Below are 21303 nucleotides of genomic sequence, written 5' to 3' on the forward strand. Positions count from 1 at the left end.
CATGCAGGCGTGTCTTTCGCACGACGACCGGCGCGCGCGGGCCTTTCTCGCGCGTCGCTTCCCCGAGGCGATCGAAGCGACGATGCGCGATCGCTTCGATCTCATCGTCAACGAGCATGATGCTATTCTGTCGGCCGCGGAACTTGCCGCTGCTGCCAAGGGTTGCCGGTATCTGTTCGTCTCGGCGACCGAGTCGCTGCCTTCCTCGCTTTTCGACGCCCTTGCGCCCGAGCTTGAGGTGGTCGGTACCCTGTCGGTCGGCTACGACCATATTGCGGTCGACAGCGCCAAGGCGCACGGTGTCTCAGTGCTGCACACGCCCGATGTCCTCAGCGAAGCGTGCGCCGAGATCGCGATGATGCTGCTACTCAACGCCGCGCGGCGCGGCTATGAGAGCGACGCTCTGGTCCGCTCCGGCGCCTGGCGGGGCTGGGGGCCAACCCAGCTCTTGGGGCTTGAGCTGACTGGAAGGCGGCTTGCGATCCTCGGCATGGGCCGCATCGGCCGCGAGGTCGCGCAGCGGGCGAGGGGGTTCGGCCTTCAAATTCACTACCACAACCGCACTCGTCTGCCGTCCGAGCTTGAGGCCGGCGCCAACTATCATGGCGACCGGGAGAGCTTTCTCGCCCACGCCGATATTCTTCTCATCGCCGCGCCCGGAACGCCGGCGCTGCGCGGCTTCCTTGACCGCGATGCGATCGCCGGACTGCCGGCCGATCCCATCGTGGTCAATATCTCGCGTGGCGACATCGTTGACGACGACGCTCTCATCGCCGCGCTTCAGGACGGACGGGTGTTCGCCGCCGGGCTCGATGTGTTCCGAGACGAGCCGAACATCGATCCGCGCTACCGTCGTCTGTCCAACGTGTTCCTGTCGGCGCACATCGGCAGCGCCACCACCAGGACGCGCACCGCTATGGGCCAACTCCTGCTCGATGGCGTCGCAGCGCTTCAAGCCGGCCGGCGGCCGGCCAACGAACTGACCTGATGAAAAGTTCCCCGAGGATACTTCATGAACCGCACCGAGAGCCTCCTGCGCCAAAACTGCTATGTCGACGGATGCTGGATCGATTCCTCCGATGGCAAGACCATCGCCGTCACCAATCCGTCCACCGGCGAGACGATCGGCACCGTGCCGGCGCTCACGCGCGAGGATGTGAGCGCGACGATAGCTGCGGCCGAAAAAGCTGGTCGGGCCTGGGCTGCGCGCTCGGCCAAGGAGCGCGGCCTCGTTCTTCGTCGCTGGTTCGACCTCTGCATGCAGAACCAGGAGGAACTGGCACGAATCCTGACCGCCGAGCAGGGCAAGCCGCTTGCGGAGGCGCGTGCTGAGATTGCCTACGGCTCGGCCTTCATCGAGTGGTTTTCGGAGGAGGCAAAGCGCATTGATGGAGACGTCATCCCGGCCGCGACCTCCGACCGGCGCATTCTCGTTCTGAAGCAGCCGGTGGGTGTCGTGGCCGCGATCACGCCATGGAACTTCCCGAACGCGATGATCACACGGAAGGCGGCTGCCGCACTCGCGGCGGGCTGCACAATCGTCGTCAAGCCGGCGAGCGCCACGCCTTTCTCCGCGCTTGCGCTGGCCGAGCTCGGCGCGCGGGCTGGTCTGCCGAAAGGTGCCCTCAACGTTGTCACGGGCGCGGCTTCCGTCGTCGGCAACGAGCTCACGGACAATCCGACGGTGCGCAAACTCTCCTTCACTGGCTCCACAGAGGTCGGTAAGCTCCTTCTGGAGCGGTGCGCAAAGACCGTGAAGAAGGTGTCGATGGAGCTCGGAGGCAACGCGCCCTTTATCGTCTTCGACGACGCCGATCTCGACAAGGCGGTCGCCGGCGTACTGGCATCCAAGTTTCGCAACACCGGTCAAACCTGCGTGTGCGCCAACCGCGTCTTCGTACAGGACGGCGTCTACGACGATTTCGCTCAGCGCTTGAAGCGTGAGGTCGAAGCGATGCGCGTGGGAGACGGTTTCGAGGAAGGCGTCACCCTCGGTCCGCTCATCGACGACCAGGCGGTCGCGAAGGTCAACGAGCACATCGAGAATGCCGTGAACGGCGGCGCGAAGGTACTTGCCGGCGGAAAGCTGCATGAGCGTGGTGGCAACTTCGTCGAGCCGACCATCCTGACGGAGGTTGCAACCGACGCGCTTCTGATGCGCGAGGAGACGTTCGGGCCGGTGGCCCCCCTGATCCGCTTCAACACCGAGGAGGAGGTGGTGGCGCACGCCAACGACACGCCCTTCGGCCTTGCAAGTTACATCTACACCCGCGACCTGAGCCGTTCCTGGCGGGTATCGGAGGCGCTGGAATTCGGAATCGTCGGTCTCAATGAGGGGATCATTTCCTCGGAGGTGGCGCCTTTCGGCGGCGTCAAGGAGTCCGGCATGGGGCGGGAAGGCTCCAAATACGGCATCGAGGAGTATGTGGAGTTCAAATATGTCTGCGTTGGTCTGTGAACTGCGGCGCCAAGGGTCCAGGTTGTGATGAGCTACAGAATCGCTGTCATCCCCGGCGACGGGATCGGAAACGAGGTGATGCCAGAGGGCCTGCGGGTACTCGAGGCCGTCGGCGCCGCCCATGGCCTGAGCTTCACCCCGTGCCACTATGATTGGAGCTGCGAGACCTTTAAGGCCACCGGTCGGATGATGCCGCAGGACGGTCTCGAGCGGTTGCGCGACCATGATGCCATTTTCCTTGGCGCCGTGGGCTTTCCGGGTGTGCCCGACCACATCTCCCTGTGGAATCTGCTGATCCCGATCCGTCGGACGTTCGACCAGTACGCCAATGTCCGGCCGGTACGGCTGCTCGCAGGCGTGCCGTGCCCGCTTGCCGGAAAGGCGCCTGGGGATATTGATTTTTGGATCATCCGAGAGAATAGCGAAGGCGAGTACTCCCAGATGGGCGGCCGCTTCGCTGAAGGTACTGAGCGTGAGTTCGTCCTGCAGGAGGCGGTGTTCACCCGCACCGGCATCGATCGCATCCTGCGCTACGCCTTCGAGTTCGGCAAGCAGCTAGGACGGTTGCATGTGACGTCCGCAACAAAGTCAAATGGCATCTACCACTCCATGCCCTATTGGGACGAGCGGTTCGCGGCGATGGCTGCCGAGTATCCGGACTTTCGGACGGACGAGTACCACATCGACATCCTGAGCGCCCGGTTCGTGATGTCACCGGAGCGCTTCGACGTGGTCGTCGGCAGTAATCTGTTCGGGGACATCCTGTCCGACCTCGGACCGGGCGTCACCGGGACGATTGCGGTGGCCCCCTCGGCGAACATCAACCCGGAGCGAATCTATCCGTCGATGTTTGAACCCGTGCACGGCTCCGCGCCCGACATCGCCGGGCAGAACATCGCCAATCCGGTCGGCCAGATTTGGTCGGCGGCGATGATGCTCGATCATCTCGGGCATCCGGAGGCGGGCCAAGCCGTGCTCCACGCGATCGAGAAGGTTCTGTCCCGAACGGACGGGCCGAAGACGCCCGATCTTGGTGGACGCGCCAGCACCGCGGAACTGGGCGAGGCGATCGCTGCGGAGGTTTCCGCCCAATAGGGACCGGCTTCGGTCTTCAACGGAATTGAAGGATTGGAGAGAAGCCCGTGCCGACTACACGGGTTCTTTCGCCGGTCGGGGCTGTCGGCGGGACTTGCGGCAGCTTTCCGATCGCGGTCGGCTTCGGCATCGGGCGATGCAGATCCTCGTCATCTCGAGGGATACATCCAGCCCTGCAAATTAATCCATAGTCTCTCTCCATTCCGGTTGGTAACGGGCAGGCACAAGCTGGTGAGTTAACGGATCATGGTTTGGTCGAGAGCAAGTCCCTCCTCCGCTACCACTCTTTTCCATAATCTTTTGAAATGTATCGGGAACTCTCAGGTCGGATTTTCCGCCTGAGAATTTCCGGCGGCGGACGGCCCTTGGATCGGTGCCGACGACCCGACACATCCCGTTGCGCGTTCGCGATGGCGCTGTGCCTTCAGAGCAGCCCCAGCGTTATCGCCGCCAGGGCGCAATAGCGTCCGGCCTTGGCGATCGTCACCAGCAGCAGGAAGCTCCATAACGGCTCGCGCAACACGCCCGCGGCCACGGTGAGGGCATCGCCGCCGACGGGCGCCCAGCTCAGAAGCAGGCTCCAGCGGCCCCATCTGCTGTACCAGCCGGAGGCCCGGTCCAGCGCCGCGGCGGAGACGGGAAACCAGCGGCGGTCCCTGAACCGCTCCACCCCGCGTCCGAGCGCCCAGTTCACCACCGCTCCGAGGGTGTTGCCGAGGGTGGCCACGACGATCAGGAGGACGACGGGATATCCGGCAAGCTGAAGCCCTACCAGCGCGGCCTCCGACTGCGCCGGCAGGATCGTGGCGGCGACGAAGGCCACGGCGAACAGCCCGGCCAGGGGGATCATATCCTCCATGCTTCCACTCAGCGCCTGCGAGGCCAAACAAGGGGCATGTCGCCGATCGGGGTGAGCTGCTCGCGCTGGACAGTCTCGACGGTGGCCAGACGCAAGGCGTCAGCGTCCTTAGGCTTCGAGCGCGCGTCCGTCAAACGGCGGCTGCCGCCGAACGTTTCGGGTCAGTGGATGGCGTCGGACCGAGACTGTCCGGTGAACGCCGGGAGCGTACCGCCCCGGACTGCGTGAGCATCCCGGGGTGGCCAGACTTGGGGCTGCCGTCCTACTTGAACTCGGACGAAATGTCCTCGAACGACTGCGACCACTTCTTCGAGTCGATATGAACAACCTTGCCGTCCGCGGCCGCTAGCGCCGCCTTGACATCCACCACGCGAAGGTTCTGGGCGTCGTAGGTCTTGACGGTCCAGGTTCCGTTGGTCAGGTCGGCGACGGCCGTCCATTGCGTGTAGTCGGGAGCAACCTTGCCGCTTTCCTCACCGCGTACCGCACCGTAAGGAATGTCGAAGTTGTTGAGGATGTGAAAGGCCTGCTCCAGTACCTCGGCGCCCGTCTCGACCGGGATGGCCGACTGGGAAAACACCGCGGCGCGCACAAATCGCGAGGGTGGCGTGAAGTCACCCGGCAGTCCGTGCATGCCGGCGCCCTGGCCGGCCGCCTGCAGTTCGACGCCATCCAGCTTGACCGGCGGAACGTTGACGGTCGACAGGTTGACGAAGTTGGAGAGGTTCGTCATGTGCCAGTCGTAGGTGGGCGAGTTGGTGATGACGCCGAGCGGCGCGTCGAAAATCTTGAGGGTCTTGTCGGTCGGCTCGATGACGATGGCATTGCCGGTCTTGTCGACAACGCGGACGTGCATCGGGATGACCTCTCCCATCTGCTCGAACTCGGCGGCCACCAGCACGATGTCGTCAAAGTGTGCCTTCACCTCGTCGATCGTGGCGAAGTTGGCGAGCAACCATGTGGCGTACTGCTGTGGCGCGAGCGCCTTGGCGCGGTTGTCATCGCCCAGGTCAGGGTAGCTTGCATATCCGGGGAAGTAGAACAGCCCGACATAAAGGCCTTCCTCGTTGATCGCGTCAACGAAGTTGGTCGTGTCGTAGGCGGTCATGCCGGTGATGCCGTACTTCGTCTCATAGGTCAGGCCGCCAGAGTCCGCCGGCAGCTCGGGCTTGATCTGTGTCCCGCTCGGAACGGCGGTGACGTACCAGTCGACCAGCGTACCGAACTCCAAAGTCCGTCCGGCAACTTCCGTACCATCCTTCGCGGTCAACTTGATCCCGGTGCAGGCGTTGGCAACGGGGGCAAGAGCAAGCGAACCTGCGAGAACTAAGGCTGTAAGGGATCGAAACATGAAGGCTCCTGTCTTGTGTCCAGTCCGCTCCGGCGAAGCGATTGGGACGCGGCTTCTCGGGCCTGCGTTCCGCCGCAGGGATCGTTCGCCCCATGCCGGCGGCGCAAAAAAGCGATTACACACAGGACGTTAATGAAATGTGCGGCGGGTTGTGCGGCGCTTGCTTTACCCTTAAGCACGACCGGCTCGTTGCGGAGCAGGGGATAGCCCTCGACGTGAAGGACGTCGGTGTTCTTCATTGGCGAATGGCCCCTTACGCATTCCGTCTGATCGTTCCTGGTGATAGTCGCATCAGGCGTATCGGCATCGAATTTCACACGCCCCGGAGACATCATGCCCCAGTCATCCCCCGTCGATCCGTCCGGCTCGCTCGTCGCGCGGCTGGACCTCCCGCCGCTGGGAACCGGGCCGCTTGACGGCACAACGTTCACCGTCAAGGACAACATCGACATCGCGGGGCACAGAACCTCCTATGGCAGCCCGGCCTGGCGCGACGCGCATCCGGCCCCGACGCACAATGCGCTGTGCGTCGACCAGATGCTCGCCGCGGGCGCGCGCTGCGTGGGCAAGGTCGTGGCGGACGAGTTCACCTACAGCCTCGACGGCGAGAGCCCGTTCTTCGGAACGCCGCGCAATGCAAAGGCCGCGGACCGAATTCCCGGCGGATCGTCGAGCGGGTCGGCGGCCTCCGTCGCCAACGGCCTCGCGGATTTTTCGATCGGGACGGATTCGGGCGGATCCGTCCGCGTGCCCGCGAGCCTCTGCGGGCTCTGGGGCATGCGGCCCTCGCTGCATCGCATCTCCGAGGCCGGGGTGCTGCCCTTCATGCCGAGCGTGAGCACCGTAGGCGTTCTGGCCGACGGCTTCGCGCATCTCGAAGCAGCGATCCGGGTCGCCCTGCGCAGCGGGCCGACGCCGCAGGCTCCCCTGCAGCGGATTCTGGTGCTGAGCGATGCGCTCGAGATCGCCGATCAATCGGTGCGGAGCCAGACAGAGGCGGCACTGGAGGACATTGCGCGCCGAACGGGCCTCCCGCTGGAGCCGATCCGTTTCTCGCAGATTGTCGGAGAAGACGTCCCGCTCAGCGATTGCAACACACAGGCGCTGCGCATCATGCAGACGGCCGAGTTCCAGAGCACGGTGAGCAACTGGATCGAAGCCTGCACGCCGGAACTCGGCTTCCCCTTCTCCATGGCCTACGGCAATGTCCTGGCGTTCGACCGGATCGCCGCGCTGGACGGGTTGGCGCGCTGCGAGCGGCTCTTCGAGAGCATCAACGCCTGCCTTTCGCCCGGGACCGTGATCTGCTTTCCGACAACGCCGGTCATCGCGCCGCTGAAAGGCTCGCTCAACACGATGGACGCGGTGGTGGACTACTATGATCGCACGATGACGATTACCGCGTTTTCCGGCGTGGGCCGCCTGCCGGAAGTCTCCGTGCCGTTGCTGACGGTCGACGGGTGCCCCGTCGGCCTGTCCTTTGCGGCGGCGCACTATCAGGACGAGTTCCTGCTGCGCACCGTCAGCGAAATGACAGGGCAGCGTTCCTGAGCGTCCACCAAAGCGGGATCAAAGGCTTCTCGCATAGGAGGCGGCGCTGAAACTCAGGGGCAATGCGGGGCGTCGTATCGCGTCCTGCCGAGAGCGTGTCGATATCCTCGCAGCAATCGACGCCGATCGGTGCTGATGCAGTTGGCCGTTTCCCGCACAAGGCCCCGCCCGACCGTGTCGAGCGGGGCCGGCACGGACGTCAGCTTGCATATTCGTCGTGGAGCCTGACCCAGCTCATGGTGCCGGTCTCGTTGCGGCCCTTGGGCGCGAGGTCGAGCCAGTTGAAGGCACCTATGAGCAGCTCGGCGCCGCGGTGGTAGGTCGAATAGGTGTGGAAGATGTCGCCGGTCTCGCCCGTCGCGAAGACGCTGACCCCGAACATGTCCGGCGAATTCGCGATGGTCGTCCTGCCGAAGTTGTAGAGCGCGCGGCCGGCGGCGCGGTCTTCCGGTGTGAACGACACGCTGAAATCGTAGTTGAAGTCGCAGTGTTGCGAGGACACCCAGGTGGCGGCCCAGCCCATCCGGCGTTTCACCTCTGCGATGTGACCGATCGGTGCGCGGGCGACCGCGGCGAAGGCGAGGTCCGCGTGCTCGAAGTGCTGCCGCGCCGTATCGACATGGTCCATGATAAAGGCGCAGCCCGAGCAGACGTGGGGCGAGCCTGGCGTCAGCATGAAATGGTAGATGGCGAGCTGGCTGCGGCCGTCGAACAGGTCTGCCAACGGAACCGGGCCTTCGAGGCCCTCGAAGACATACTCTTTCTCGATCTTGACCCAGGGCAGCTGCCTGCGCTCGGCGCGCAGCGCGTCGAGCGCGTGGGTCATGTCGAGCTCCTTCTCCAGGAGCGACTTGCGGGCCGCGAGCCATTCCTCGCGCGAAACAACCGAATGTTTCATGGGATCAGTCTCCTCTAATGTGGTCTTGGGGGCGTTGGCGCGAATGGCCTGAAGCAAGCCTCAGCCAGGGCGCCAGGTGAAAAAGGCTCATTAGCAGGTACATGACGACCATGCCGCCGATCGGCAGCCGGGTTGGCGCGGAAAAACAGATCGACGCCTGGGACGCTGTGCTTGCTGAAACCCAGGCCATCAACGCGAAGGTCGGGGAGGCGGCAAGGCCGAGCAGGCCGGCGGCATCGCCAGCGTGCCGGACGCCGGCAACGCGTGTTTTCGCAATCGACCATGCGGTCATTTCCGTTCCTCCGATCCTCTAGCCGGTGCCGTATAGTCAGGGTGTAGGGCAGGCGGGGAACCGTGCGGGAGTTACAAGTGTGACGGGAATTGAATGGACTCCCTGATCGTGGCTGCGGCGCGCGCGCTTTCGCTGGGCGATCCGCTGGCCGCGCTGAAGCGGGTCGGCCTGCGTGAGGATGCCCCGTCGCTTGCCCTGCGCGGCATCGCGATGGCACAGCTCGGAGATGTCGCGCGCGCCAGGGCGCTGTTGCGGAGCGCCGCGCGTGCTTTCGGATCGAGGGAGCCCGTGGCCCGCGCGCGCTGCGTCGTCGCGGAGGCCGAGATCGCGCTGGTCTCGCGCGACCTCGGATGGGCCATGGACGCTCTCGACGGGGCGAGGGCGGTGCTGGAGGCATCGGGCGATCGCGTGAACGCCGCGCATGCCCGTTATCTCGGCGCGCGGCGGCTCTTGCTGATCGGCCAGCTCGACGAAGCCGAGCGACGGCTCGATGGTCTCGACGCCGGCGCGCTGCGGCCATCGTCCAGGGCCGGCTGCTGGCTCGTTGCCGCCGGCATCGCGATGCGCCGCGTGCGGACGAAACCGGCGCGGGCCGCGCTGGACCGGGCCGCGCGGGCCGCGCGCGAAGCGGGGATCCCCGCGCTGATCGCCGAGGTGGAGCGGACCGTACGCGCCTTCGAGGCGCCTGCCGCCCGCCTCGTCTCGCGGGACAGAGAACGCCTGCTCGGGCTGGGCGCGGTCGAGGCTCTGCTGGCGTCGGACGCGCTCATCGTCGATGCGTGCCGCAACGTGGCCCGGCGGGGTTCGGACCGCGTATCGCTCGCCAGCCGCCCCGTCCTGTTCGCGCTTCTTCGCGCCCTGGCTGAGGCCTGGCCCGGCGATGCTCCGCGCGAAACGCTGCTGCGGCGTGCCTTCGGCGCCCGGCACGCCGACGACTCCCATCGCGCGCGGCTCCGCGTCGAAATCGCCCGGCTCCGCGAGGAGATCGGACCGCTGGCCGGTTTGACCGCGACGAAGCGGGGCTTCGCGCTGCAACCGGTCGCGACGGAAACCGTCGCCGTGCTGGCGCCGCCCGTCGAGAGCGACCATGCGCAGGTGCTGGCCTTGCTGGCAGACGGGGAGGCGTGGTCGAGTTCCGCGCTGGCCCTGGCGCTCGGGGTGAGCCCGCGCACCGTGCAGCGTGCGCTCGACGCGTTGGCGGGTGCCGGCAAGGTGGAGTCGTTCGGCCGCGGGCGGGCGCGTCGCTGGACGGCACCGCAGATCCCCGGTTTCCCGACAAGTTTGTTGCTCCCGGCATCGACCTTCAACCGCTAGACTGGCGACATGAAAAAGATCGCGGCAGAAATTCTTCGTGAATACGGCCCCTTCCCCGGCGTCGACGGGGTGAACGGGGTCAGTTTCGATGGACGACGGGTCTGGTTCGCCAGCGGAGACACGCTGAGCGCCTTCGATCCGGACAGTGGAGAAACGCTGAGGACGCTCGACGTCGCCTCAGATGCCGGGACGGCATTCGATGGCACGTACCTGTACCAGATCGCGGACGCCGTCATCCGGAAGATCGACCCGGAGACGGGCGACATCCTCCATACGATCCCGGCCCCCGGAAACGGCGGAGATTCCGGGCTTGCCTGGGCGGAGGGGACGCTTTGGGTCGGCGAACACCGCAGCTGCCGGATCCATCAGGTCGATCCGGACACGGGAGAGATCCTGCGCTCCATCGAATCCGACCGGTTTGTCACCGGCGTCACCTGGGTGGACGGCGAGCTTTGGCACGGCACCTGGCAGGACAACGAGAGCGATATCCGCCGTATCGACCCGCGGACGGGCGAGGTGCTCCTGAGCGTCGAGATGCCTTCCGGAGACGGCGTCTCCGGCCTCGAATCCGATGGCGGCGACCGCTTTTTCTGCGGTGGCGGCGACCGCGCAATAGTGAGAGCGGTCAGCAGGCCGCGAACGGCCGACGCGGAACGCTGACCGCGAGGCCGATCCCTCCCGTCGCGGGTTCTGGGATGAGGGGGGCGGTGACGGCGACCGGCGCCGGGAAAGGAGTGCCTCACACGAGCGGGGCTCAGTTCGCCGGACACACTGTCGCGACCGCGTGCACCGCCGCGAGGAGGAACAGCGGCAGGAGGAGGGTGATCCCCGCACGGCGATCACCGCAGGGAAATCGCAGTGCCGAAAGGGCCCGCATATTGGGCATGCCAAGTTGCTTCAGTCCGTCCGTAGAGGCGACGCGATTGAGAGAATTTGACGAACACGCCTGGGATCCCGGTGTTCAATATCCGCTTGCCACCCTCCTATGTGCCGCTGAGGTATCGACAGGGGCGCCGCAAGAGCCTAGTCCTGGATAACGAGTGGTGTATCCTATAGAAACGATTTCATAGATCGCCCTCCGTCTCGAGGCTTTCAACGAGGTTGGCGTGCAGGATCAGAAACGGGTCACCCTCAAGGATGTTGCCCGGGAGACCGGGCTGGCACTTTCCACGGTCTCCAACGCCTTGGCGGGAAAGTCGCTCGTAAAGCCTGAAACGCGCGCCTTCGTTCTGGCGACGGCGGAGCGTCTGGGCTATCGCGCCTCCATCGTGGCCCGTTCGTTGCGTGCGCAGCGAAGTTTCGCGTTCGGCGTCCTGATCGAAGACGTTGCCAACCCGTCCGCGGCCGCTTTTGTTCGCGGGGTCGAAGACGTGGCGATCGGGGCCGGCTATACGATCCTGCTCGGTAACACCGACGGGGACCTGGAGCGCCAGGTCAATGCGATGCGAACGCTGATCGACCGCCAGGTCGACGGGCTTGTCCTGATTTCGCAGCACCTGGACGACGAAAGGGTCCGCAGCCTCTTATCGAAGGTTCCCGCCGTTCTGGTCCAGAGACGCGATGCGCGGGTCGCGCTGGACTATGTCGGCTCGGATAATGCCAGCGGCTTGAACGAGGCGCTGCGTTACGTCTGGCGGATAGGGCACCGGCGCGTGGGTTTCGTGACCGGCCCTCTCAAGTCGAGTTCTGCGCAGGAGCGCCTGGCCGCATTTCGCGCCACGGCCGCCGAGCTCGGCTTCACGGACCCCGAATCGCTGATCTTCGAGGGTCGCTACAGCTTCGAGACGGGACTGGCGGCTGCCGGATTCTTCTCGAGTCTTCCCGATATGCCCAGTTGCATATTCGGTAGCAACGATCTGAATGCTCTCGGCCTTATTCAGGGGCTTTCGGAGCGTGGAATCCGGGTGCCGCGCGATGTCTCCGTGGTGGGGCTCGACGATATCGAACTGGCGGCTATCAAGGCGATTGATCTCACCACGATCCGCCTTGAGAAACGGGCGATCGGCGCGGCGGCGGCCGGGCTTCTCCTGAAGCGCATAGACGACCCGGATCAGCCGATGCAGACGCTTATCCTGCCCACGCGGCTGGTCGTCCGCGGTACGACCGCACCGGTCGATCCCTCCTGATACGCCGTATTGACTTCCCCGCTCGTCTCCATATAACTCGAAATCGAAACGTTTTTATTTGGCCATCGAATGGCTGTGTCGGCGGCCGTCGCCGTGCCTGAGAATGCCGTCGGAGAGCGGCTGGCGCCGGGAGGAAATCATGAAGACGACATTTGCATCCGCACGGTTGCCGTCTCGCATGCGCGTCGCCCGCAGGCGCGTTGACGGGTGCCCTTTGTGGGTGGTCGAGCGCATGCCGGTCCCAATCACAGCACGCTGCGTTGCCTCGGTACTGCGCGATCAGGTGGTCTCCCGCCGCGACCGCCTCGCTGCGGACGCTGTGTCCGCTATCCCAAACCCGACCCACTGAAGCGTCATGGCTGATCCGCGAAAACGTCGATCCGTGACGCAATTTGTCTCTCAGGCCATGAACGTCGACGGCCCAAAAATCGGAGTGATGAAATGAATGCCCCGACCTTTGACACTACTGCTCCGGGTGTCAATTCAACTGGTGCTCACGTCTTCGCCGCGGCGCTGAGACGTCACGGCGTCGAGGTCATTTTCGGCCAGTCGATCCCGTCGGCCTTGTTTCTCGCGGCGCCGGAATTCGGAATCCGCCAGATCGGTTATCGCACCGAGAACGCCGGAGCCGCGATGGCCGACGCCTATGCCCGCGTCAGCCACAAGGTGCCGGTGGTGACCGCCCAGAACGGTCCCGCGGCCACGCTGCTCGTGCCCGGCCTGGCCGAGGCGCTGAAAGCCTCCATCCCGATCGTTGCCATCGTTCAGGACGTTCATCGGAAGATGACCGACCGCAATGCGTTTCAGGAGCTTGATCATCTCGAGCTCTTCAAGGGCGTGGCGAAGTGGACCAAGCGCGTCAGCGAGGCCGACCGTATAGACGACTATGTCGACATGGCCTTCGTCGCGGCGGTCTCGGGCCGCCCCGGCCCGGCGGTGCTTATCGCGCCGATCGATCTGTTCGACGAGGCTGTCGGTACGAGCAAGCACGCCCGTCAGGCAAACCTGGGGCACTTTCCGCTCGATCGGCCGGCTGCCGATCCCGCTGCGATCTCCGAGGCGGCCGATCTCCTTGCCGCGGCGAAGGCGCCGCTGATCATCGCCGGCGGCGGGGTCCATGTTTCCGGCGCCGCGGAGGAGCTGGCGGCGCTGCAGGAAGCAGCCTCTCTCCCGGTCGCGACCACATCGATGGGCAAGGGCGCCGTCAGCGAGGCGCATCCTTTGAGCGTGGGGCCCGTGGGCTATTTCATGGGCACGCGCGGCCGCACCAAGTTCCTCCGCCCCATGGTGGAGGACGCGGATGTCGTGCTCCTCGTCGGCAACCGCACGAACCAGAACGGCACCGACAGCTGGGATCTCTATCCCAGGCGCGCGCGCTATATCCAGATCGATATCGACCCGCAGGAAATCGGCCGCAACTACGAGGCCGAGGTGCGGATCGTCGCGGACGCCAAGCTTGCCCTCAAGGCGCTCGCCGACGCCCTGAGCGCTCGCGATCTGTCGCGCAGGCACGGCGCACGGGCCGATATCGAGGCCCGTATTGCCGCCGGCCGGCGGGCGCATGCCGACGAGGTGGCCCGCGTAGTCGACATGGACATGACGCCGGTCCGCCCCGAGCGGCTGATGCGCGATCTGAATGCCGTACTGCGTGCGGATGACATTGTCGTCGCCGATGCCAGCTATTCCTCGGTCTGGGTCGCCAATTTCCTGGACGCGCAGGTGGCCGGACAGCGTTTCGTGACGCCGCGCGGCCTTGCCGGACTGGGCTGGGGCCTGCCTTTCGCGCTCGGGTCCAAGGTGGCGCAGCCTGGCGCGCGCGTGATCGGCGTCGTCGGCGACGGCGGCTTCGCGCATGTCTGGTCCGAGTTGGAGACCGCGCGGCGCATGGGGCTTGCCGTCACGCTGATCGTTCTCAACAACCAGATCCTTGGCTACCAGAAGCACGCGGAGAAGGTGATCTGGGGCGATCACAGCGATGTCTGTGATTTCACCGCGGTCGATCACGCCGCCATTGCGCGCGCCTGCGGGGCGGAGGGCATCCGGATCGAGGATCCCCACGCCTTCCTGCCCGCGCTGAAATCCGCCCTGTCCTCTGAGAAGACCACCGTGATCGATGTCGTCACGGATGAACGGGCCTTTCCGCCCGTCACTCTCTTCGAAGGCAACAAGCGGCTGGACTACTGAGAGGCGAGGGGACAGGCCACATGAAGAAACTGATCAACGCGCCATCCGACTATGTGGACGAGATGCTGGCCGGTCTTGTCGCCGCCCATCCGGAGCTGACGCTCGGCGGCGAAAGCGGACGCTGCGTTTCGCGCACGCGACCTGCGGGCGATGGCACTGTGGGTATCGCGACCGGTGGCGGCTCCGGCCATTTGCCGCTCTTCACCGGATATGTGGGGGCGGGGCTCGTAGATGCGTGCGCGGTCGGCAACGTGTTCGAAGGCCCCAACGTCCAGAGCTGCATCGACGCCATTCAGACAGCGCACCGCGGCGCGGGCGTCCTGTGCCTCTACGGCAACTACGGCGGCGACCGGATGAACTTCGACATGGCGGTCGAGATGACCGGCCTCGAAGGTATCACGTGCGAGACCGTTCTGGGGAATGACGACGTGGCCAGCGCCGCGCCGGAGGAAGCGGAGAAACGGCGCGGCGTGGCCGGCATCGTGTTGCTCTACAAGGCGGCGGGCGCAGCGGCGGCCGAGGGGCGCAATCTGTCCGAAGTCGCGGCGGTCGCGCGGAAGGCGAGCGCAGCCACGCGGTCGGTCGGCGTGGCGCTTTCGCCCTGCCGCGTGCCCACCGCCACGGCCCCGAACTTCGAGATCCCCGACGACCAGATGGAGATGGGGATGGGTATCCACGGGGAGCCCGGCATCTGGCGTGCGCCGGTTGCCAAGGCGGATGTGGTTGCCGACGAGCTCTTCGACCGGGTCGTGGCTGAACTGGCGCCCGGCCGCGGAGACCGGGTCGTGCCGATGATCAACGGGCTGGGGGCGACACCGCTCGAGGAGCTCTACATCCTGTGGCGCCGTGTCTCGATGCGGCTCGACGATGCCGGAATCGCGGCGGTCCAACCGATGGTCGGCAATTTCGTCACGTCGATGGAGATGGCGGGCGCCTCTCTTTCGATGATGGTGCTCGACAGCGAACTCGAGGCGCTGATCCGTGCCCCGGCCGATTGCCCGTTCTGGAGGGTGCTCCCGTGAGCATGACGCCGGCCGACATCGCCGACTTCATCAGCGACCTGGATGCGGCCATCGGCCGGGAGGAGCAAAGGCTCAATGCGGCCGACGCGATGCTGGGCGACGGCGATACGGGCTCTATGTTGAATCGCCTGATCAAGGCGATGACGGCGGCCAGGGTCGAGACGGCACGTGGCCTCTCGGACGCTGTGTTGCAGCTCGCCCAGGCTTCCATGAAGGAGACGGGGTCGAGTCTCGGCACGCTTGTGGCGACCGCGGCGATGACGTTCGCGAAAGAGGCCAAGGCGGCTGGAGACAAGCTCGGCGCGGAAGATATGGGCCGCGTCGTCGCCGCCATGCGGGATGCGGTGTCCGCCCGCGGCAAGGCGGCTCCGGGGGACAAGACCGTCGTCGACAGCCTCACGGCCATCGCCCGGGCACTTGACGAAGGCCCTCCCACACGCGCGACGGCGGCCGCCGCTGCCTGGTCTGCACTCGACGACATCCGCGACAGGCCCTGTCGGATCGGCCGGGCCAGGATGTTCGCCGAACGCAGCAAGGGCGGTGACGATCCCGGAATGCTCGCAGTGGCTGTGCTGCTGGACAACAAGGAGACGGTACATGACGACTAGGGACGTGACGCTTCCCGGCAAGACAGATGGCAGCGTTGCAGAGCCGCTTCCCTGGCGCGATCTCACCGATCCGCGCCGCGCGGTCGATACGGACGACCTCGAAGCCGGGCTCAAGGAGCCCATCTTCGAGAACCTCGAGATCCCGGAAAAACTGGGTCCGGTGACGATTGTCGTCGATGACCACAAGATCAAGCGTTTCGCTTTCACGCAGGACGACTTCAATCCCTGGACCCTCGATTCGAGTCCGTTCGACGGTCGCCGCATCGGCCATGCATGCATTCTGGGCAACGACCTGTTGCAGCTCTTCACGCTGAATTATGCCGGCTCCAAGACCGTCGGATTTCACACCGAAGAACAAATGTGGTTCGACAGCCCGGTCTATCTGGGCGAGCGCGTGACGTTGTCCGGTACCTATGTGGAAGCCTACGAACGTCGCGGGCAAGGCTATGTCGTGATGGAGGCGAATGCCGTCGGCGAAGACGGGCGTTCGATCATCAGGCACCGCGGTGTCGAAATCCTGCGCACCGTTCCGGGCGCGCTGGCAGGGCGCGGCAGCGGCACACCGGACCGCAAGGTGAGCGGGGAATTGCCGCCCGATGCCCGGACCGTCGAAAGCCTCGGCCGCGACAGCCGGCCGGGCGATGTCCTGGCCCCACTCGACAAGACGATCACGATGGAGCAGGCGGCCGTCTTCTCCCGTCTCGGCGAGTACGTCCGCAACGTCCACAACGATCTGGCGATTGCCCGTCACGGCAAACTTCGGATTCCGATCGTGCAGGGGCAGCAGCAGGTTGGCGTGCTGGGCGAGTACCTCACCCGTGGGTTCGGCAGCCACTGGTTCACCGGGGGCTGGATGCGGGTCAAGTTCCTGAACACCCTCGAAGTGTTCGAGCCGTTCCGCCTTACGGCCCTCGTGACCGGTGTCGAAACCGGTGCGGAGGGGACCAAGATCGAACTCGAGGTTTGGATCCGGCGCCTGTGCGACGGAAAGCTGACCGCCGTCGGCTGGGCAAGCTGCACGGTTGCGAACTGATGGCGCAGCGTCGCTCCCATCGGCAGGCCAACGCGCGCCTTCCCGTTCAGTCCATCAGTGGAGATTCGAAGACGGACTAGGCATCTAACTGGCTCTCGGACCACTGACCGCGAGCCTCCACGGCACCACCGCGTAGTTCCGGTGGGCATTTGCCGGGCAGACCGCCCGGGGCCAACCAGAAGAGGAAGAGGAAATGAACGTTAGAACCTGCAAGGGTGTGAGGGCAGTGCTCGCTGCTGGACTCGTCGCGGTCGCCGCCGGAGTCATGGCAGATTCCGCGGACGCCCAGACCTACAAGTTCCGGCTCTCGAATCTCTATCCAGAAAACCATCCGATGTGCGTGCAGACGCAGAACTTCGCCAAGTTCGTCGCGGAAGACACCAATGGCGATGTCAGCATCGAAGTCTTTTGCAACAATCAGCTGGGCAACGAACGCGAGGCATCCGAAGGGGTGCGCCGCGGTTCGATCGAAATGGTCATGAGCGGTGGCGGCGGTCTCGGTCGCTTCGTCCCGGAGTTCTACACGCTCGAGCTGCCGTTCCTGTATCCGGAAACCCGCGACATCAACGTGGTGACCTGGGCGCTCATCGACGACATCAACGTCCTTGCCAACAAGCGGGGCTACGAGATCCTCGGATTCGGATACGAAGGTCCGCGCAGCATCAATTCCGTCGAATCCTTCAATACGCTGGCGGAAATGAAGGGCTACAAGCTGCGGATTCCCGAGGCGCCGCTTTATGTCGGCATGGCAAAGGCGCTGGGGGCAGTTCCGACGCCGACCGCCTTCACCGAGGCCTACACGTCACTCCAGACCGGCGTCGCCGATGGGATGGAATCGGGTCCGAGCACGACCTACAACAACAAGTTCTTCGAGGTGGCGCCCTACTACGTGCAGACCCAGCACATCGTCAATCCGTGCTACCTCGCCATCAATCGCGACCTCTTCGAATCGCTGCCGGCCGAGTACCAGCAGGCGCTGCGTGACGCCGGGCGACGGTCGACCGACATCATGCTGGAGGATGTCCTCAAGGCCAATGACGCGGAGTTGGCGAAGATGCAGGCTGAAGGCTTGACGGTCGTCGAACTGGCGCCGGGCGAGGCCGAGAAGTTCCGTGAGGTTCTCAAGCCGTTCGCCCAGGAATACGCGGAGAGCATCAGCCCTGAAGCGGTGGATCTGCTGACCAAGGTCAACAAAGTTCTGTCCGAAAAATAGTCACCGCACCGGTCGGCGGGGCGCGACGGCGTCTCGCCGACTCTCAATTTCCCCAACGGCGTCCGCGGCCTCCGGCGCGGCACGAACCGAGGCACGAGGAAGGGGACCCAATGTCGTATGTCGTCAAGATCCTGAAACCTGTGATCGTGTTCCTCTTCCTCACCATGACGCTCATCACCTTCGCGGCGACCCTGGCGAGATTGTTTCCGTCGCTGCCCAGCTTCTATTGGGCGGGCGAGGCCACGCGGTACCTGAATTTCTGGATCACCTGCCTGGGCATCGGCGTCGCGTTGCACATGGGGACCCATTTCAGTCTGACCATCGTCGTGGACATGCTCCCGGCTCCGCTGCGGCGCGCCGCCGCGATCATCTCCCATGTCGGGGTTCTCGTCCTGGCAGCGGTCCTCATCCAGTTCGGGATTCAGATGATGACCTGGAACTTTGACCAGCTCTCTGCCGCGATGGAGATCCCGATGTCCTACGTCTATGCCGGCATTCCCGTTTGCGGCGCGCTTGTCTTCGCGCAGACCGCGGTTTCTCTGGTCCGGATTGTTCTCGGCAAGGATGAGGGCCCGGCTGCGGAGGGCATGGCGCCATGACGATCGCGCTGCTCTTCATCTGCTTCTTTGCCCTCCTGGCAGTTGGAATGCCGATCGCCTTTGCTGTCGGGGTGGCATCGCTGATCATCATCGCGTTCGATCCGACAATGATCGCCTACGTGGTTACATCCAAGTTCTTCTCGGGCATCGATTCCTTCACGCTGCTCGCCATCCCGTTCTTCATCTTTGCTGGCGAACTGTGCACCGAGAGCGGCCTGACGGCACGCATCGTGCGATTTGCCAACGTCCTCGTCGGCCGCTTCTTCCGGGTCGGGCTGGCCTATGTGAACATCATCTCCAGCATGATCTTCGCTGGCGTGTCGGGCTCCATCACCGCCGACAGCGCCGCCATGGGGTCGCTGCTCATCCCTTCAATGAAAAAGGAGGGATATGATTCCGACTATGCCGTCGCCGTAACCGCGACCTCCGGGACGATCGGCGCGCTCATTCCGCCCAGTATCCTGATGGTGCTCTACGGCTCGCTGACGAGCCTGTCTGTCGGCCAGCTGTTCCTCGGAGGGATCATTCCGGGGTTTCTGTTCGGCATCGTCCTCATATTGGTGGCCTACGTTCTGGGGCGGGTCCGGGGCTACGATTTCCGCCTGTCCCACGTAGTGGAGGATTCCGGGGAGCCCTATTGGAAGGAACTCCTCGTTGCCTTCCGCGATTCCTCGATCGCCCTCATCATTCCGCTGATCATTGTGGGCGGCATTGTCGGCGGCTTCGCGACGCCCACCGAGGCAGGCGTCCTCGCCGTCGCGTGCGCGATGATCGCCGGCGTATTCTTCTATCGTACCCTCGATTGGTCGAAGATCTACGAGGCCTCGTTCCGCACCGCCATACTGACCGCCGTCGTCATGGCGATCATCGCGTTCTCGACGCTGTTCTCCGACATTCTCACGCGGAACGATTTCCAGAACTGGCTTCTCGGCGCGATCGGAATGGTCAGCGAGAACCGCTACGTTCACCTGTCGCTGATCCTCATCATGATGTTCGTTCTGGGCTTTGTGCTCGACGTGACCGCGATGCTCATCATGTTCGCGGCCCCGCTTGCCATCATCGGCGCAACGCTCGGTTTCGATCCGATCCACTTCGGCGTGATCATCGTGATGGTCTCGCTCCTGGGGGCGTGCACGCCGCCGGTGGGAACGCTGCTGCTGATCGGCTGCTCCATCGCCGGTATTCCGCTGACGCGAGTCGTCAAGACCGTCGGATGGTTCGTGGGCGCGCAGTTGCTGGTCTGCATATTCCTCATGTTCGTCCCCGAGGCGGTCACCTGGATACCAAGCCTGATCTTCAACCGCTGACCTCCCCATCCCGGCAGCCCTCGGTTCCCGAGGCCCTTGTAAGAGACAAGAAATGCAAGCACTGAATAAGCTCAAAGTCCTTGACCTCTCGCGCTACATCGCCGGACCGAACTGCGGCATGATCCTTGGCGATCAGGGGGCTGACGTGATCAAGGTGGAAAGCGTGGGGCGCGGCGAGGAAACGCGGCTCCTGCCACCGAAGATCGGTGACCACGCGATCTATCCGCTTGTGTTCAACCGGAACAAACGAGCGATGACGCTCAATTTCCGCAGCCCCGAGGGACAGACGCTGCTGCGCGAGCTCATCGCCGAGGCCGACGTGGTGATCGAGAACTTCCGGCCCGGCACGCTCGAGAAGATGGGCTGCGACTGGGACACGCTGAAAGCGCTCAACGAACGGCTGATCCTCGTCAGGATTTCCGGCTACGGGCAAACCGGCCCATGGGGCCGGAAGCCCTGTTTCGACGCGATCGCCCAGGCGGCGGGCGGACTGATGGAGCTCACCGGTGAAGCCGGTGGGCAGCCGATGCCGGCAGGCACGTTCATCATCGACTACGTCACCTCGCTCTATGCCTGCATCGGCATCCTCTCGGCGGTCGAGGCTCGCCATACGACCGGAGTGGGACAGCTCGTCGATCTCGCCATGCTCGACTGCTCCCTCTCGCTTCTGATGACGGCGATCCCCGAATTCATGCTCACCGGCCGCGAACTGACGCGCGGCGGGAGCCGGGACCGGTATTCCACGCCGGCGTCCAACTTCGAATGCAAGGACGGCCGGTGGGTGCATATCAACGCGGGCAGCGACAGCCTGTTTCCGCGGCTCGCCGCCGCGACGGGGAACGAACACCTGCTTCAGGACGAGAGATTCGCGACGAACAGCGCGCGCATGCAGCGCATCGAGGACGTCGAGGCCATCGTCTCCGAGTGGGCGATGGCGCGTACGTCGGACGAGGTGCTCGCCGCCATGGACGAGGCGGGGATACCGTGTGCCCGGGTCGCCACGATCGGGGAGATCTGCAACAACGAACAACTGCACGCGCGGGGGCAGTTCATGGATGTCGAGAATCCGGCCTATGGCAAGATCACCATGGCCGGCATTCCGATTCAGCTGAGCGACACGCCGGGTCAGCTTCGGCACGCCCCCCCTGTCGTGGGCCAGCACACGGCCGAGGTCCTGAAAGACTGGCTGGGCTATGACGAGGATCAGGTTGCCCGTCTGCGCGAGCAAAAAATAGTCTAGTGCTGTGTGGGTGGTGCAGTCGTAGGCGCCGGAGAAGTCATTCATCCATCGTGCCGGCCTGCAGGCGTTCGTTGTAAGAAGACACGATGCAGGTTGCCGGGATGAGCAACGCGCGAATTCTGCCACAAGGTCGCGTGTCTATGGTGCGGCGGA

The 21303-nt window shown here is 64.7% G+C and carries 19 protein-coding genes; 15 read left to right on the forward strand and 4 right to left on the reverse strand.

The annotated features are described in order from the left end of the window. Position 1 precedes the first annotated feature (1 nt). The 3 genes from MUB46_RS08130 to MUB46_RS08140 are packed head-to-tail and all read left to right on the forward strand — an operon-like array spanning position 2 to position 3553. Entirely contained in the window at positions 2–988 is a 987-nt protein-coding gene (locus MUB46_RS08130; protein ID WP_261615384.1) for a 2-hydroxyacid dehydrogenase, read from the forward strand. Positions 989–1012: 24 nt separating this feature from the next. Next, complete coding sequence (locus MUB46_RS08135) at positions 1013–2458, forward strand: NAD-dependent succinate-semialdehyde dehydrogenase (protein ID WP_261615385.1); 1446 nt, start codon at positions 1013–1015, stop codon at positions 2456–2458. A 27-nt stretch (positions 2459–2485) separates the two neighbouring features. Then, positions 2486–3553 (forward strand): tartrate dehydrogenase, encoded by a 1068-nt coding sequence (locus MUB46_RS08140; RefSeq protein ID WP_261615386.1) that lies wholly within the window; start codon positions 2486–2488, stop codon positions 3551–3553. A gap of 424 nt (positions 3554–3977) precedes the next feature. On the opposite strand, the gene MUB46_RS08145 is transcribed toward MUB46_RS08140, so the two are convergent. After that, the gene (locus MUB46_RS08145; RefSeq protein WP_425256233.1) at positions 3978–4403 is read right to left on the reverse strand and encodes a YqaA family protein; all 426 of its coding nucleotides are present in this window, start codon (positions 4401–4403) and stop codon (positions 3978–3980) included. 271 nt (positions 4404–4674) lie between these two features. Further along, positions 4675–5763 (reverse strand): linear amide C-N hydrolase, encoded by a 1089-nt coding sequence (locus MUB46_RS08150; RefSeq protein ID WP_261615388.1) that lies wholly within the window; start codon positions 5761–5763, stop codon positions 4675–4677. Between the two features lie 333 nt (positions 5764–6096). Here MUB46_RS08150 and MUB46_RS08155 point away from each other — a divergent pair, with 333 nt between their 5' ends. Beyond that, a complete protein-coding gene (locus tag MUB46_RS08155) occupies positions 6097–7314 on the forward strand; it encodes an amidase family protein (RefSeq protein WP_261615389.1) in 1218 nt (405 codons plus the stop codon). Between the two features lie 199 nt (positions 7315–7513). Here the strand turns inward: MUB46_RS08155 and MUB46_RS08160 are convergent, their stop codons facing one another. Together MUB46_RS08160 and MUB46_RS08165 are read right to left on the reverse strand one after the other, a co-directional pair. After that, complete coding sequence (locus tag MUB46_RS08160; protein WP_261615390.1) at positions 7514–8212, reverse strand: DUF899 domain-containing protein; 699 nt, start codon at positions 8210–8212, stop codon at positions 7514–7516. Positions 8213–8216: 4 nt separating this feature from the next. Next, positions 8217–8504 carry a hypothetical protein gene (locus MUB46_RS08165; protein ID WP_261615391.1) on the reverse strand — a complete coding sequence of 96 codons (288 nt, stop codon included), beginning with the start codon at positions 8502–8504 and terminating at the stop codon, positions 8217–8219. 93 nt (positions 8505–8597) lie between these two features. Between MUB46_RS08165 and MUB46_RS08170 the strand changes: the two genes are divergently transcribed. From MUB46_RS08170 to MUB46_RS08220, 11 genes are all read left to right on the forward strand, one after another. After that, entirely contained in the window at positions 8598–9818 is a 1221-nt protein-coding gene (locus MUB46_RS08170) for an HTH domain-containing protein (protein WP_261615392.1), read from the forward strand. Between the two features lie 9 nt (positions 9819–9827). Beyond that, entirely contained in the window at positions 9828–10478 is a 651-nt protein-coding gene (locus tag MUB46_RS08175; RefSeq protein ID WP_261615393.1) for an NHL repeat-containing protein, read from the forward strand. A gap of 446 nt (positions 10479–10924) precedes the next feature. Continuing rightward, entirely contained in the window at positions 10925–11944 is a 1020-nt protein-coding gene (locus MUB46_RS08180) for a LacI family DNA-binding transcriptional regulator (RefSeq protein WP_261615394.1), read from the forward strand. 441 nt (positions 11945–12385) lie between these two features. Continuing rightward, positions 12386–14128 carry an acetolactate synthase catalytic subunit gene (locus MUB46_RS08185; protein ID WP_261615395.1) on the forward strand — a complete coding sequence of 581 codons (1743 nt, stop codon included), beginning with the start codon at positions 12386–12388 and terminating at the stop codon, positions 14126–14128. 20 nt (positions 14129–14148) lie between these two features. Beyond that, positions 14149–15150: a dihydroxyacetone kinase subunit DhaK gene (locus MUB46_RS08190; protein ID WP_261615396.1), complete on the forward strand. Its 1002-nt coding sequence runs from the start codon at positions 14149–14151 to the stop codon at positions 15148–15150. A 2-nt stretch (positions 15151–15152) separates the two neighbouring features. Beyond that, positions 15153–15758, forward strand: coding sequence for a dihydroxyacetone kinase subunit L (locus tag MUB46_RS08195; RefSeq protein ID WP_261615545.1), 606 nt, complete (start codon positions 15153–15155; stop codon positions 15756–15758). Beyond that, complete coding sequence (locus MUB46_RS08200) at positions 15748–16791, forward strand: hypothetical protein (protein WP_261615397.1); 1044 nt, start codon at positions 15748–15750, stop codon at positions 16789–16791. Before MUB46_RS08195 ends, MUB46_RS08200 begins: the two co-directional genes overlap by 11 nt. A gap of 193 nt (positions 16792–16984) precedes the next feature. Next, positions 16985–18004, forward strand: coding sequence for a TRAP transporter substrate-binding protein (locus tag MUB46_RS08205; RefSeq protein WP_261615398.1), 1020 nt, complete (start codon positions 16985–16987; stop codon positions 18002–18004). 110 nt (positions 18005–18114) lie between these two features. After that, entirely contained in the window at positions 18115–18603 is a 489-nt protein-coding gene (locus MUB46_RS08210; RefSeq protein ID WP_261615399.1) for a TRAP transporter small permease, read from the forward strand. Next, complete coding sequence (locus MUB46_RS08215) at positions 18600–19910, forward strand: TRAP transporter large permease (protein WP_261615400.1); 1311 nt, start codon at positions 18600–18602, stop codon at positions 19908–19910. Before MUB46_RS08210 ends, MUB46_RS08215 begins: the two co-directional genes overlap by 4 nt. Positions 19911–19962: 52 nt before the next feature. Beyond that, entirely contained in the window at positions 19963–21150 is a 1188-nt protein-coding gene (locus MUB46_RS08220; protein WP_261615401.1) for a CaiB/BaiF CoA transferase family protein, read from the forward strand. The last annotated feature ends 153 nt before the right edge of the window (positions 21151–21303 follow it).

This window comes from Microbaculum marinisediminis, from assembly GCF_025397915.1.
GTDB lineage: Bacteria > Pseudomonadota > Alphaproteobacteria > Rhizobiales > Tepidamorphaceae > Microbaculum > Microbaculum marinisediminis.

Excerpts from the sequence above, each read along its gene's own strand:
- MUB46_RS08165 (WP_261615391.1), bottom strand. The coding sequence starts at position 8,504 with ATGACCGCATGGTCGATTGCGAAAACACGCGTTGCCGGCGTCCGGCAC.
- MUB46_RS08220 (WP_261615401.1), top strand. The coding sequence starts at position 19,963 with ATGCAAGCACTGAATAAGCTCAAAGTCCTTGACCTCTCGCGCTACATC.
- MUB46_RS08145 (WP_425256233.1), bottom strand. The coding sequence starts at position 4,403 with ATGATCCCCCTGGCCGGGCTGTTCGCCGTGGCCTTCGTCGCCGCCACG.
- MUB46_RS08215 (WP_261615400.1), top strand. The coding sequence starts at position 18,600 with ATGACGATCGCGCTGCTCTTCATCTGCTTCTTTGCCCTCCTGGCAGTT.
- MUB46_RS08135 (WP_261615385.1), top strand. The coding sequence starts at position 1,013 with ATGAACCGCACCGAGAGCCTCCTGCGCCAAAACTGCTATGTCGACGGA.
- MUB46_RS08160 (WP_261615390.1), bottom strand. The coding sequence starts at position 8,212 with ATGAAACATTCGGTTGTTTCGCGCGAGGAATGGCTCGCGGCCCGCAAG.
- MUB46_RS08205 (WP_261615398.1), top strand. The coding sequence starts at position 16,985 with ATGAACGTTAGAACCTGCAAGGGTGTGAGGGCAGTGCTCGCTGCTGGA.
- MUB46_RS08130 (WP_261615384.1), top strand. The coding sequence starts at position 2 with ATGCAGGCGTGTCTTTCGCACGACGACCGGCGCGCGCGGGCCTTTCTC.
- MUB46_RS08150 (WP_261615388.1), bottom strand. The coding sequence starts at position 5,763 with ATGTTTCGATCCCTTACAGCCTTAGTTCTCGCAGGTTCGCTTGCTCTT.
- MUB46_RS08200 (WP_261615397.1), top strand. The coding sequence starts at position 15,748 with ATGACGACTAGGGACGTGACGCTTCCCGGCAAGACAGATGGCAGCGTT.
- MUB46_RS08175 (WP_261615393.1), top strand. The coding sequence starts at position 9,828 with ATGAAAAAGATCGCGGCAGAAATTCTTCGTGAATACGGCCCCTTCCCC.
- MUB46_RS08185 (WP_261615395.1), top strand. The coding sequence starts at position 12,386 with ATGAATGCCCCGACCTTTGACACTACTGCTCCGGGTGTCAATTCAACT.
- MUB46_RS08155 (WP_261615389.1), top strand. The coding sequence starts at position 6,097 with ATGCCCCAGTCATCCCCCGTCGATCCGTCCGGCTCGCTCGTCGCGCGG.
- MUB46_RS08210 (WP_261615399.1), top strand. The coding sequence starts at position 18,115 with ATGTCGTATGTCGTCAAGATCCTGAAACCTGTGATCGTGTTCCTCTTC.
- MUB46_RS08195 (WP_261615545.1), top strand. The coding sequence starts at position 15,153 with ATGACGCCGGCCGACATCGCCGACTTCATCAGCGACCTGGATGCGGCC.
- MUB46_RS08140 (WP_261615386.1), top strand. The coding sequence starts at position 2,486 with ATGAGCTACAGAATCGCTGTCATCCCCGGCGACGGGATCGGAAACGAG.
- MUB46_RS08170 (WP_261615392.1), top strand. The coding sequence starts at position 8,598 with ATGGACTCCCTGATCGTGGCTGCGGCGCGCGCGCTTTCGCTGGGCGAT.
- MUB46_RS08190 (WP_261615396.1), top strand. The coding sequence starts at position 14,149 with ATGAAGAAACTGATCAACGCGCCATCCGACTATGTGGACGAGATGCTG.